Origin of the sequence: Clostridium tetanomorphum, assembly GCF_017873215.1 — a bacterium.
In the GTDB taxonomy this organism is placed as follows: Bacteria; Bacillota; Clostridia; order Clostridiales; family Clostridiaceae; genus Clostridium_AO; species Clostridium_AO tetanomorphum.
Genome location: NZ_JAGGKA010000010.1, coordinates 72160 through 86472, shown reverse-complemented (window position 1 = coordinate 86472; position 14313 = coordinate 72160). Strand labels below are relative to the sequence as shown.

Sequence of the window (14313 nt, the reverse complement as noted above, 5' to 3'; positions counted from 1 at the left end):
TGCTTAATTGTAATTTATAAAATTCAATATGTCAAGACTGAATTTTATAAATCAACTATTATCCTAATTTATACTTAGCATTTACTACTTTTTCTTTACTTTTTAATTCTAATATTTCATCCTCTTCCCTTAGACTTTTTCTAAAAGAAATCATAGAAAACAACATTATAAATGCAAAAGGAAATGCTGCCAATATAGATGCTGTCTGAATCATTTCTAATCCACCTGCTAATAAAAATGCTATAGTCAAAGCTCCTTGAAGTATTCCCCAAACAATTTTTCTTGAATTCTTAGGATTTAGATTTCCTTTTGAAGATAACATAGCTAAAACAAAAGTAGATGAATCTGCAGAAGTTATAAAGAATATAGAAGATAGTATCATAACAAGAATATTAATTAATAAACTATATGGATATTTACTCATAACAATAAAAAATGCAGTATCAGCTTTTTGTATAGCTGTTAATATAGTAGCTTTGTCCACATTAAATCCAACTGTACCAAATATGGCAAACCATATAAAGCATAACAATGAAGGTATCATTAAAACTCCAAGTACAAATTCTTTTATAGTTCTTCCTCTTGAAATTCTTGCTATAAATATTCCAACTGGAGGTGCCCAAGCTATCCACCATCCCCAATAGAACAATGTCCAATCTTTATACCATCCACCATGTAAAAATATATTATTATTAGTAGTCAATACTTCCTTTCCATATATTCCTAATGCTCTAAATAGATTTTTAAAGATTTCTGGAGTTGGACCTATTATTGAAACGAATATAATCATAAAAGCTGCAATAAAAATATTTATATTTGATAATGTCTGTATTCCTTTATCTATTCCAGATATAGCAGAAGTCATATAACATATGGTAACTATTCCTATTATCAATAATTTAATCTTAATATTTTCAGGTATATTGAATAAATAATTTAATCCTGCATTAATCTGTAGAGTACCAAGTCCTAATGATGTAATAATTCCTGCCACTGTTGCAAATATAGTAAAAATATCTACTATATTTCCTAGTGTTCCTTTAGCTCTTTCTTCACCTATAATAGGAATTAAAGCACTGCTCATTAAAGCTGGTTTTTTCTTTCTAAACTGCATATAGGCTAATATCAATGCAAGAATTGCATAACATCCCCAAGCAGAGGTTCCCCAATGTAAAAATACCTTTTTAAGTGCAAACATTTTAGCTTCTTCAGTAAATCCTGATATTTTATCTGGATATACATAATGGGTTAAAGGTTCTGCTATAGACCAAAACACAAGTCCCATTCCCATTCCTGCGCAGAATAACATTGAAAGCCATGATATGAAGCTATACTCAGGCTTTTCATTGTCATCTCCTAATCTTATTTTCCCATACTTACTGAATGCCACCCAAATGCAGAAAATAAAAAAACTTAACATAGCTCCAGAATATAACCAATAAAACTTATTTAATAGCAAATCAAGGGTACTTTTGGCTATTTTACTAAATATTTCAATATTAAAAAAAGCAAAAATCATGACTGCTGTTAAAGTAATGCTAGAAATATAAAACACTTTGTCCTTTTTAATCTTCTCTATCATCCACTATCTACTTCCTTTCGTGTAACAACTTCATTTTTATTTTTAGTGTGTTACTTTCGACAACTTTATTATAACATTAAAGTTTTTACTTGTAAAATGTGTAATTTATGTATTCTATTATCTCTAGAAGAAAAATAAGATTAAAAAGGTACATAACTGCATAAATCTTAGTTTATCTTACTATAAATATATTAAAACCCCTTATGGTTTCTATGTTTTATTTAAAAAATAAAAGTACTATCAAAACTTATTGAAATTCAATAGTATTGACAGTACTTATTCCCTAGGGAATTATATTAGAATATATTTAAAATTAATAGTCTTTGTCTACATTTTCTGCAGCTTTCAATATATATTCTATTATATTTTCTTTTAATTCTTTTTCGCATCTCCCCATATATGGTGACATTGGATAAGCTTTTATAGCAGCTATAGGTTCTCCATAAGGTGTTAATCTAAATTCACTTGTAAAGCTCAATGCTGGTCCATTTTCTTCAAATAACATTCTCTGAAGTTCTTGTGACACTTTAAATTGATAATCATTATATTTTCTTAATTCTTCTTTGTAAGCTGTATCTTCAAATTCTTTTTCGTATTGATTCTTGGCAAAATTTTCACAATTTGAGAAAATACTTAACTTTTTAGGATAAACTCTAAATAAAGTTACAAATCCGTGATCTCTTTCATTTATACAAACCATAGAAGGTTCATCTTCTATAACGTTTCGTAGAGCTTTTTCTGATTCTATAAGATTACCTAAAATGGCTCTATATCCTTCTAATCCAAAATATTTTAAATTACACCAAGCTGCAAGAGCATAGTTTCCTCCCCTAGAACACTCTAGTGTATATTCTCCTGGTGTATAAGCGCTAAATTGATATAAATAAGCCATTTCTTCCTTATCTCTACTCAACATTTCTAAGTCATCAGCATTTTTTATGCAAATCATACTACAATTATAACAAGTAAATCCTGTTTTATGAAAATCTACTCCTACAGCATCTGCTAAATTAAGATATTTTATTTTTTCTTTACATTCTTTTATAGCTTCTAAAGTATCCTTTGAAAATTCCATAGGATTAGAATTAAAGTCATAAGAATTGAACATGCTCCATGCCCATCCTATAACAGCATCTGCATAAATAAAAGGTCTTTTTTCTAAATTATATTTTTCTACAAATCTATTACAAACTTCTTCAATTTCTTTTATATTATCCACACCAAAAGCATCTGTTGTTCCCATAGTTGCAATAATCATAGCTATTGGTTTTCTTTCTTTATGACACTGTTCCATAACCTGCTCTAAATGATTAATATCCATTGAACTGTCTTCATTAATATTTATAGTTCTTATGTTATTCATTCCTAGACCTGTCCAATCACTGCAATTTTTCACGGCATAATGTCCTACTTTAGATACTAATATTTGAGCATCTTCCCTTATACCTTTAAATCTACTCTCTTTTCCTAGGCATTTAGTTAATGCTAACTTAGTAGCAAATAAATATGCCCCTGTACCTCCAAAAGTGAAATGTCCTGCAGATTTTACAGGATCATACCCTATAAGTTTTGATATCATAGATGAAACTTCTATTTCTAGAGCTGCTACATTACCGGAGTATTCCTGTTCCACTAAATTAGGATTAAACATAGCTCCCATTAAATTCCCTACAATTGATGGAATTGCAGCAGGTGGAACTACATTAAACATAGATTGAGGATGCACTAAATTAAACATACCATTAAAATAATGTGACGCTTCTTTCATAACATCTTTAATATCATTTGATTCTTCTGATATTTTCGCTTCATTTTTTACTTTAATAATATCATCTTTATTTTTCATGGAGCATTTAGGCTCTCCTAAAAAACATCTTTTGTTTCCTCTATCACCTTTTAAAGAATTAATATTACGAAGACTCTCTCTGACTATATCTTTAAATTCTTCTTCTTTAGTTTTTTCTTGCCATGGAGCCATAAAAGCTGGTTGTACTTTTTCTTTTAAAACCTTTTCCCAACGTGATATTTCATTTTTTTGTTCCATTATTATCCCCACTTTCAAATTAATAATTACTTTAAAAATATTTCTATAAATCCTATAATATTTTCCATATATATTATAATACTTTATAATATTTTTTCAAAGTTCATTTTTATTGAATTTTTTCAGTTAAAATTCAATAAATTCCGTAAAATCAACAAAAATATATTTGTTTAAAAGAAAAGATGTGGATTTCTAATAAAAGGAAATTCACATCTTTAAATATCTATTCTATTTTTTATCTCTCAATATGAATATATATAATTGCTTCTTTCATAGTTAAAATATATACTAATCTTCACTATGTATAAATTCCTTAATTTTTTTTATGAATTTATCGAAACAACTACAGTTCTCTTTTCTCTTAGTTTCAATATTTTCTTTGAAGAATATATCTTTTTCATTTTCACATAATCTTTTATTTAAATTACTTTGTTTATTATTATCATTTAAAAATTTTTCATATTTTTGTCTTATATTTTCAATGGTAAAATTATCACTATTATGCTGAATAAAATGGGTAATATTATCATATTCCTCAATGTTTAGTTTATGTTTCACTTGAATTTTATCTATTTTTTCAAAAAATTCTTTTAGTATATTCAAATTATTTATATTGTTTATCACAAAATCAATAAACAAATGTTCTTTTATATATAGATTCTCTAAATAAAAATTTTTATCTGCAAAGTCAAATACATATCCAGCTTTTATCTCTGTTGTAAGTCTCTTTATACTATCTTTAGGCAAAAATATAATATTTATAAAATCTTTATTCTTAGGCTCCTTCATATAAGTGCTAAATCCAATTTCCCTTCTTATTTGAAACGGAATACATCTATATAAGTATGTTAATACCTGTTTAGATAGATTATTTAAATTGATTAGCTCACAATTTAAAATTATATATATTTTCTTTTTGTATAAACCTGCATTAATTGAAGCTAAAATAAGTTTTTTAAATGCTTCCTTATCCATTCCTGTTTTATTAAACATCTCATCAATAGATAGTTTGTCCTTTATATTTGAATCATACATTGTTTCTAAAATTTCTGGAATAATATTTCCTTTTGCTATATCATAATTATCTACAAAATCATTTAGATAAATTATTTTATCTGGTTCTTCTATATAATTTTCTCTTTTATCCTTTGGTATTATATAATTATGAGTAAAATATCTATTTCTTCCCTTAGTATAATCCTTTCCTGCAAAAACCGATTGTCCTATTATCATTCTATTATCTTCTGTATTTATACAAAATAATGATTTCGGATACTTTGTAATATCTTCTTCACCGGCTAGAATAGCTGGTGGATCATAAAAGCATAAATTATGAATTATATTTAATATAAAATCATCTTCTAAATTTATGCTCTTGGCTACAGTATCATATCCAGGAGTGCCACTATATACTCCTCTTTTATCTCTTGTGTAATAATGTTGTTGTATCATTGCCTTCCCCCGTCCAAATAGTTCATCCTATAAAGTAGCCATAAAAATGGTTCATCCACTCTTAGAGGATTTATACTACTACTTCCATCTATTTTTAAGTTCTGAGGATTGCATCCTAAAGATGATACTGCAAAATATCCAGTAGTTTCAAAATAAGTATCCATAGCACTTTTAAAAGGAGCATCCGCTTTAGATAAAAATTTTCTAACTTCACCATCTATGTTTTCAAACTCATTTAGGTTAAATAATTCTTTATGTTCATAGTTTCTAAAAATATTACTACTTTTATTTATATATTCTTCATCATTTAAGTTTTTTAACATATCACTTTTAGTAACTACTACCGCAGTAGGTATATTAGTCTTTTCTTTTGATTGCTTAGATATAAAATTTTCAAAAAGATATACAATTATATCCTTAGGTTCCTGATATTTTTGTGTAAAATCTCCCTTAAATTCTTTATTCATAAGACTTATCTTTTTTCTTAATGTTTTCATCTGTAATGGATCTACAAGAAATATTATTCCATCAGAGTTTTTAATATGCTCACCATGTTTTTCTATATAATCTTTATCTGTCATTCCTTCACCAGGAATATCATAAAAAATAAACGTAATTGGAGCTATCTTATCATCTCTAAATTTCATATTTTCTATTAAAGGTTCTACATGCTGTTTAGGAGTAGGATCTAGCATTAAATTTTTTTCAAAAATCCTTTCTTGATTTTCCCTTATTTCATCATTATATAAAGAACTTCCTGCAATAAGAGATGCATCTATTCTCTGACAACTATATCTCTCCAGTACATATAAAAGAGTAGTCATATAAACAGACTTACCAACCTGAGAAGCACCAACAACAGAAATAATTTTTGAAGGTCCTCTTCCTGAAGTTATAGGAAGTTCATTGTGACAAAACGGACAAAGCCTTTCACTTGTTGCTATATCATATTTATCCCTAATTTCTATAAGCCCCCCATCAACTCTAACCTTATTTTTTTCTGGAAGTCCCTTAGGAATAATTATTGGGTTTATTTCTCCTAATATACCTTTTCCAACTTTCTTATTATATTCATTTAATAGTTCATCCACATTCTTTTCATATTCAGGATCTCCATTTTCATAGTGGGATGCTCTAAAAACTACTTGATCTGTCTTAAATTTCTTAAAACAAAATGGACATGTTATCATAAAAGGTCCTTTTTCATAAGTTGCCTTTTTATAGTCATTATTTTCATTTTTATTTCCTCTGAAAAAATTAAAAAGACCCATTAACTACTCCCTCCTTTCACATTTAAATTATTCTTCACCAAACTACTTGATTCTCTATAACTATAATTCCAAATGCTCCATATTCCACTTAACTGTAAATATTACCTTGTTTACTAATTTTTTTACTATTATATAATCATTAATAATTAAAAATATTTTTCTTCTAAATTAAGTTTATCTTTGCTTAAGATTATATGCACTACCATATTTATCTATATCTTTTATAAAAACTTTTATATATTCGTCTTTAGATATTATTATTTCAGGCATAATGTTTTCACCTGAATAAATTTCACAAATAAAATCGAATTGTATACCATCATTTTTATTAATAGGATAGGAACCTTTCTTTTTTACATAACACAAAACATCCTTTTTTAAATCTACATCTGAATTAATTATGATTTGAACAGTTTTCTCTTTTGAGAAAAAGCTTTTAATGCTTTTCACTTCATTTACATAATAATATATATTAGGTACTCCTGTGCTAACAATTATCTCATTTTCTCCGTTCTGTTGTTTAAAAAGAGAAATATCATCTTCTATTTCTTTAGCCGAAAATATGAAAAATTTATATTGCTTTATTTCTTTTATAGTTTCAACATAGCCATTAAATTCGTTATATTCTTCCTTTGTGTATAACTTTAAGTATTTATCCTCAAGATATTCTATAGAAAAACCTTCTATATCATCTGTTTTTAGTATATATACTATATCTATATCTTTAGGCCATTTCCATCTTATAGTGAACTTATCTTTATCCAAAATATAATTTAATCCACTTATCTTATTAAATTCCTCTTTTACTTCTTCTATTTTCACTAGAATCCCCCTTTTAAAGGTGTTATAAATCAATCAAATTTATTTATAATTTTATTTTCATCTTCTATAGATCTCTTTCTACTATGAGAATATGTAGCTTTAGCATAATCCTTTATATCCACTTTTGCAGGAATAAGTGCAAAAGTTAAGGCTATAATAGAATCTGCTAGAAATCTATATAACATACCTAGTCCTGGATAATGTAAAAATCCATATTCAATTATTAATCCTGATAATATTCCTGATATAACTCCTCCTATTATAAAACTTTTAAGTAAATTCTTATTATCAAACACAAAACTTACAGATAAAGCTATACAGCATCCAATTATAGTAATTAATAAAATTCTCATAAAAATATATACTGTTTTTCCTTCAAAAATACCATTTCTTTTATCTATTAAAAGTCTCTGCTGTCTATCATTATATATTTTATAAAATACATTCTTTAAATCTTTTACATCCTTTACATTGTAATAGGTTCCTCCAGTTTCCTTTGATATCTTCTTTAACATAGAAAAATCATTACCATTGGACATACCAATAGTATATACTGGTATCTCTTCTTTTATAATAGGCTCCATAGTATCTTTAAATTCTGAATCAAGATTAAAATTGTCTCCCCCATCTGAAAGTAAAATTATCATTGCACCTCTTCCAGCATTTGAAGTAGTTTCTATTTCCTCGTACGCCTTTTTAAGGGATTCATTTATATTTGTATTTCCACCTGGCTTTTCATAGAGCTTAAGCTTTTCTTCTACTTCCTCTATCACACTAGGTGAAACTTCAGTCATAGGTAATATTTTTTCTACTTTATCATCAAATTTATATATAGAAGCCCTATTGTCTTCATGCATATTACTCAATAAATTTAATGTAGCTTTAAACCTTTCATTTTCTGAATCTGTTTCTTTCATACTTCCAGAAGTATCTAAAAGCATTACTACATCATTTATATTTTTAAACTTACCTATATTCATTCCATATATTATTTGAGAAATCATTCCTATTACAAATATAGAAATTAAAGTACATGGAATTAAGAACTTAACAGAAGTTTTTAAATAATTATTTTTCCATGCATATCCATTTAATCTTGGATGTACTACTTCTGCTATAAGACACATAATTCCTATACAAAAAGCTAATATGCCAAAGTATAATCCAATTAATATACTATTAGGAAGTTTATATCTATAATGTTGTAATAAAACCTCTCCTATAATGAAGCCTAATACTCCTCCAATTAAACTCATTATTACCATAGTTAAATTTATTCGCTTTTCTACCAAAAACCCCGCCTCCATGTTTAAATATTAAAATTTCTATATAATACTTGGAAGTTCATTATAATCTATTCCATGTAGTTTATATCCCTCTTTTAAACAGTAATCATAACATTCAAAAGCGTTTTTAATATAAACTACATCTTTAGCCGTAAAACCTCCCATTAAACTAAGTTTTTCTATACCACTAGCTCTTTTTTCATGTATATATCCAATTTTATAATTTCTAATATTTCTATCAAAGTTAAAAGCATATTTCATAAAACTACTTTCATAATCTCCAAAAAAATATTTTTCTTCATATGCTCTTACATCATAATTCATTATATAAGCTTTAATAGCTGAATTATCATCAAGTATATTTAGAAGTTTTCTATAAAGTTCTTCCTTAGAAAGTACATTATTACTAGAATCCATTACATCTGCATTAGCTCTTTTATTAAATTCTTCTTCAAAAGGTTTATAAAATTCTTCATTAGATAAAATATACTTACTACAAAATTGAATAACCTTTTCAAGTAACTGTTCTCTTCCTTCTATCAAAAGCTTATGAATACTTCCAATATATTTATCATCAAAATAAAAAGCTTCTCCTTGAATATTTTCTATATGGACTATTATGTCATTTACTAAATTCTCATAATAAGCCTTTATATTCTGACCTGTATACTCATCTCCACTTTTTGTTATATCATCTTCATAGTCCTTTAATAACTTTTTAATTTCTTCTAATTCTTTTATATATTTCTCAATGTCTCCATTAATGTTAAATAAAATTTTTTCATATTTACTTAGAATTTCTTTCATTATCTGTAGTTTTAACACTTCTTTTTTCATTTCGTATATATAAAATATTTTATTTTTTACTTCTTTGATTTTTTCATCCTTAAAAAATATACTTTTAATATTAAATCCATCTAACGCCTTATTTTCATATGTATTTTCAATATTTCTATTTAAATTCTCAATATTTTTTTCAATTAAATTTTTATATTGCCTTATGTAATTTATTCCTTCTCCTTCTTCCAAAGTCCATAACCAGGCACAATAAATTCCTAATTTGGGGTTACTTATTATATAGTCTTTTATCAACCCTTCCACTTTATCTTCAAGTTTCATATTATATAAATTTTTTTCGGATCCATAAATAAAATTTTGCTTAAAAAATTCTTCACACCTATTTTCATATAAGCTTTCTTCACTTTCCCTTACGGTAAGTCTATAAAATTCATTTTTTACCTTTTGTGTCATTATACTGATCATATCAGCTATTTTTACTGTTTGTGGCATTAAGTCCTCTACCATCGAATGTAAGCTAGATTCATCTATTTTTAAAATTTCTGCTACAAAATCTTTATGTTTTTTAGAAAAGTATTTCATTTTATTTAATACATTTTCGTAAACTGCTCTAGTAACTGTAGCTGCAATAGCTCCATTAGGTCTTTTTACCTTAGAGAGTCCTCCCGTTGAATAAATGTTTTTTTCATTTTCTAATGAAGTTGATTTTATATTTACTTTAAATCTGCCATTATCATAGTATTGATTTTCTATATCTGAATAAGTTTCTCCTTCTATACCTATGTTCTTTAAAAGACTTATATAAGATACTATCTCATAATTATTTTCCATGGAATTTTTAGGTATTAACCCTTTCTCATTCTTCTCTTCCAACAAATAAGTTAAATAAAATATAGGACCATTTTCCTCCACAGGCAATTCTCTTCCTTCTCCATAAATAGCTATATTTTCATTGAATTTAAAATCCTTTTTTTGTATATATTCAACTTCTCTAAAAAAACTAGCAGATAGAACTTTAGAATAAAATTCATCTTCTAAATTTTGCTCTTTTACAAGTACATATAAATCCATTATAGAACTCTTAAATACTTCCATCATTCTCTTTTTTGTAAGTATGGATATTTCAGGAAGTATTATATTCAAAGGATCATCTGCTCTTGTAATCACAGAGATACTGAGATTTTCAAAAGAATTAAACAATTCTCCAAAACTTAACATATTATCTCTTACTGTAGTTAATTTTTTATTGAATTTTTGAAGAAGTTCTTTATTACTATAAAATTTATCTCTTATACTCTTTCTTAAAGTTTTTTTATCTTCACATTCAATAGGAATTTGAAAATTAAATATGTTCATACTATCTTCTATATCTTTAGTAGATATATTTACAAAAATTATTCCTTCTCCATTATTCCATTTATCTTTTATATTATTAATAACCGACACAGCAGAACTAACAGCATCTCCTACAAACACAAAAAGTATAGGACTTTGCAAATTTCTTTGAGCATCTTTACTGAAAATTTTTCTATCCATATTTAAGGAGTAAGTATGGGTAAAATTAGTTAATATATCATTCATATAAATTCCTCCTGAACATATTTAAGACAGGAAGGTAAGGGAACCCCTTACCTTCTAAACTCCTACTCTAATTGTTTTTTTACTTCTTGAAGTCTTGAAAGCATATCACTATAAAATATAAACAATTCATCTCCATTTACAAGCTGATATTTTCTTGTTTCTAAATCATCTACAGTTACTTTTATTTTATCTAGTAATTCATTTACATTTTCCCTAAGGGCCTTCGCATCTTCCTCTAAAGAAAGTTGTTCTAACCTCTTATCTGAAGTCTTATCCACAATAATTTTTTCTTTTTCATCTAAACTTACATACTTTCTATAAATAGCTTCATGTTGATATTCTTTCTGTTTCAATGTATTTATAAAAGGCTCTATTTCTATTTTACTTTCTTCTCCGCCATTATAGACAAAAAGTAATCCTGCTTTCTTTATAGTATCCGTATACAAAGCTCTAATGAAATTATCCATATCTGTTTCTACTCTACTTAAATTATCTATTATACTTTGAAGCTCATTTTTCTTATCTATAATCCTTTCATATTTTTTAACTTCTTCTCTTACAAGTTCTGTAAGCTCTAATGTTCTTATTAAGTTATTTTTTGCCTTTTCTTCACTACTGCTCTCATATATATAATATTTTTGAACATTAGAATTTTCAATAGGTGTAAGCCCTTTATCTAAAATACTTTCAATATCTTTTAAAGCTCTTCTTATTTCCCCAACATTAAATTTATCATCTTTTAAATTTATGGAATACTCCTTCATAAACTCTTCAATATTAAATGGTTCTGTAATAATACATTTATATTTTACATTACTGCTTCCTTGAACATTTGCAATACATCCCAATTCAATACCATGGTCAAATAGTTCTCTTACGTTGCTATTATATTTCTTTATTCTTTCATTACTATAGGTTGATCCCCAGCTCTGTTCAGGGATTGGTGATGGTAAGTAAGTCCAATTCTTCTCTCTGCTTTGATATAAGTGTCTTCCTATACCATCATATTCAAATAATGAACTTTCATAAATTTCCTCATAGTGTTTTATTGGAGAATATGAATAAAGAGGTACTCCATTTCTAGTATTTAACCAAAATATTCTATTTGTGACCATACTCTCTTTTATATTAAGAGAACTTCCTGTATTAGCGTTTTTCTTATACTCTTTAATTCCCTCAAGAATCTTTTTAGCGTTTCTAGGAACAGAAACCATGCTCCATGAAGGAAAATTAAGTGCTTCCATATTATTTAAGTGAAAAATTGGTACTGCATCTTTATCTAATCTTGGTGCAATTTCATCTTTAATCAAACTTATTATGGATTTATCTTCACCATATTCTAAAGCTAAGAAATCTTCCATGGATTGAGTTATTATATCTCCGTATTCATCTGATACGAAACTTGATATAGATCCAACCACATCTATATGCACATCATCAACCCATTTTTGAGATTCTTCTAAAAGTTTGTTTGAAAATCTTCTAACAATTTCATCTGCAGTATCTTTATTTACTATTTTTTCAATATAATCTGTTAAATCTGGCACATTAACTACTGTCCAAGAATAACTTCTTCCAAGAGCTCCTTCAATTTCTTCTCCCTGTGCTAATATTTCTCCATCTTCTTTAAATATCTTATTTAATTCATTAAGTATTTCAGTATATACTTTGTATATATTATTATTTAAATCACTTAAATCAGATATTACATTTCTATAAAACTCTATCATTCTAAAGAGCCTTTCTTCTTCTGCTCTTAAAATATACTCATCACTTTTGGCATCTATATAATCATTTTTCTTTCTATCCTTTGTAAATAGAATAGCTTTTTTTGCCTCAACTAGTCTATCCTCTGCATCTTCTCTACTGATTTTTATTTCCCTAGAAATATTTGAGAGTCTTTGTTCTAATGATGATATCTCAGCTTCTAAAGTTTTTATTACACAAAATCCATTGGAATATAACATTCTTGATGCATAGAATGGACCTTTATTAGGGTCTTTAAAAATTCCATCTATCATATTTTTTACACTCTTTAAAACTTCTCCAGGATATTGTGTTTTAACTTTATTATATTCATTAGTACAATCTCTTAGAAATTCTTTCATTTCGTCATCAATATTTACAGCTTGTTTTTTTATAACATTATCATAGCTATATCGTTCTCTATCTTCATAGCCTGAAATAGGTTCTCTATCTTGAAGATGAAGCTCAAATCTTTCTATTACTGAATCCTCATCTAATCTAATCTGTCTTATAAATTGGTCTATATCTTTTTCCTCTGGCATTTTTTCAAACATATACTGCATCTTCTGAAAAATCTTAAATGCTATATATGTAGTTATCTCTTCAATAGGAAGTACCGCTGAGGAAGCTCCTATCATTACATATTTATAATTTGCCATATAAGGCTTTGGCATATTATCTGTATTTTGTTTTAAATTACTTATATAATCTTGTATTGCAAACTCTCCACCAGACTCTCTTACTTCATTTGACATAAAGTTTACTATATTCTCTGCTGTAACATTCATACAATAGTCATAAGCATTGCTCATAGGTCTTCCTAAAGTATTTGTAGCAGATATTAAATGACATAAATTAAATGGAGGCATTGGAGAATCTACCGTTAGTCTATTTCTATATCTTTGCTTAAATCTTTCATGTCTATCTCCTATACCCATAAGATAATCAAGTTCTTTTAATGCTGCAAATCCATTTTTTATAATATAGGATTGTGAGGTTTGATTGTCTGCAGCTCTTGATAAATTAACATCTGGAGTAAATAAATATCCCATTATATTAACTTTATCTTCTCCTTTAGCTCCATAGATATTATTCATAATTCCTCTTACTATATAAGGAATATCTATAAAGGTTCCGCTACCTGTTCCTCCTGCTAATCCAGACAAAACAAATACATGCAAAATATCTTCACTATCTTCTAAAAGAAGTTTTATTTTCTTTTCAAGACAATCTACTATTTCATTTATCTTGGTAAATAAAAGTAGCCTTCCTAATTGTCTTATGCCACCTGCTCCATCAGTACCGCTTTCTGCTGATAATTCTGGTGCTAGCCATTCTTTTATAGAATCATCTAATATCTCACGGTCATTTAATATAGATCTTACTTCTGCATTTGAAAGCATTACTAACTCACTTTGTGGATCAAGTCCCATTCCAAAGTTTGCTGGATATCTTTTGTTTTTTTCCTTTTGATTTGTCTCAAAACCTAAAAATTCTACCTTTTTAGGTTTATCTTTTCTTGTATTTGATAATTTATCTTCTTCAAGAACAAATCTTTTATTTATTTGATATTTAAGTCTTAACATTGCATCTATACCAGTTCCGCCAAGACCTATTATAAGCATTGGATTTGATATAGTTTCTATACGTATTTTATCACTTATAATTCCTCCACCTTTTTTTACTTCCAGGTCTTGAAGATGCTCTCTAACTCTTGTATTCATAAAAACC

Annotated in this window: 8 protein-coding genes; all 8 read right to left on the bottom strand. The window is 27.0% G+C overall.

The window, feature by feature from the left end:
- Nucleotides 1–58: 58 nt before the first annotated feature.
- Nucleotides 59–1582 carry a BCCT family transporter gene (locus J2Z24_RS11165; RefSeq protein WP_035144543.1) on the bottom strand — a complete coding sequence of 508 codons (1524 nt, stop codon included), beginning with the start codon at nt 1580–1582 and terminating at the stop codon, nt 59–61.
- A gap of 313 nt (nt 1583–1895) precedes the next feature.
- Entirely contained in the window at nt 1896–3626 is a 1731-nt protein-coding gene (locus J2Z24_RS11160; protein WP_035144544.1) for a pyridoxal phosphate-dependent decarboxylase family protein, read from the bottom strand.
- Between the two features lie 288 nt (nt 3627–3914).
- Nucleotides 3915–5078, bottom strand: a complete 1164-nt coding sequence (locus tag J2Z24_RS11155; RefSeq protein ID WP_173680188.1) for a GAP1-N2 domain-containing protein — start codon at nt 5076–5078, stop codon at nt 3915–3917.
- Entirely contained in the window at nt 5075–6349 is a 1275-nt protein-coding gene (locus J2Z24_RS11150; RefSeq protein WP_035144546.1) for a TRAFAC clade GTPase domain-containing protein, read from the bottom strand. The genes J2Z24_RS11155 and J2Z24_RS11150 overlap by 4 nt, the downstream gene beginning before the upstream one ends.
- Before the next feature lie 174 nt (nt 6350–6523).
- Nucleotides 6524–7171, bottom strand: coding sequence for a hypothetical protein (locus J2Z24_RS11145; RefSeq protein ID WP_035144547.1), 648 nt, complete (start codon nt 7169–7171; stop codon nt 6524–6526).
- A 29-nt stretch (nt 7172–7200) separates the two neighbouring features.
- Nucleotides 7201–8463 carry a vWA domain-containing protein gene (locus J2Z24_RS11140; protein WP_035144549.1) on the bottom strand — a complete coding sequence of 421 codons (1263 nt, stop codon included), beginning with the start codon at nt 8461–8463 and terminating at the stop codon, nt 7201–7203.
- A 33-nt stretch (nt 8464–8496) separates the two neighbouring features.
- Entirely contained in the window at nt 8497–10836 is a 2340-nt protein-coding gene (locus J2Z24_RS11135; RefSeq protein ID WP_035144550.1) for a hypothetical protein, read from the bottom strand.
- A 62-nt stretch (nt 10837–10898) separates the two neighbouring features.
- Nucleotides 10899–14306, bottom strand: coding sequence for a tubulin-like doman-containing protein (locus J2Z24_RS11130; protein ID WP_035144551.1), 3408 nt, complete (start codon nt 14304–14306; stop codon nt 10899–10901).
- Nucleotides 14307–14313: the final 7 nt, after the last annotated feature.

What these genes read in the sequence shown, in the direction of transcription:
- J2Z24_RS11135 (WP_035144550.1), bottom strand. Translation starts at nt 10,836, where the DNA reads ATGAATGATATATTAACTAATTTTACCCATACTTACTCCTTAAATATG.
- J2Z24_RS11160 (WP_035144544.1), bottom strand. Translation starts at nt 3,626, where the DNA reads ATGGAACAAAAAAATGAAATATCACGTTGGGAAAAGGTTTTAAAAGAA.
- J2Z24_RS11130 (WP_035144551.1), bottom strand. Translation starts at nt 14,306, where the DNA reads ATGAATACAAGAGTTAGAGAGCATCTTCAAGACCTGGAAGTAAAAAAA.
- J2Z24_RS11150 (WP_035144546.1), bottom strand. Translation starts at nt 6,349, where the DNA reads ATGGGTCTTTTTAATTTTTTCAGAGGAAATAAAAATGAAAATAATGAC.
- J2Z24_RS11155 (WP_173680188.1), bottom strand. Translation starts at nt 5,078, where the DNA reads ATGATACAACAACATTATTACACAAGAGATAAAAGAGGAGTATATAGT.
- J2Z24_RS11165 (WP_035144543.1), bottom strand. Translation starts at nt 1,582, where the DNA reads ATGATAGAGAAGATTAAAAAGGACAAAGTGTTTTATATTTCTAGCATT.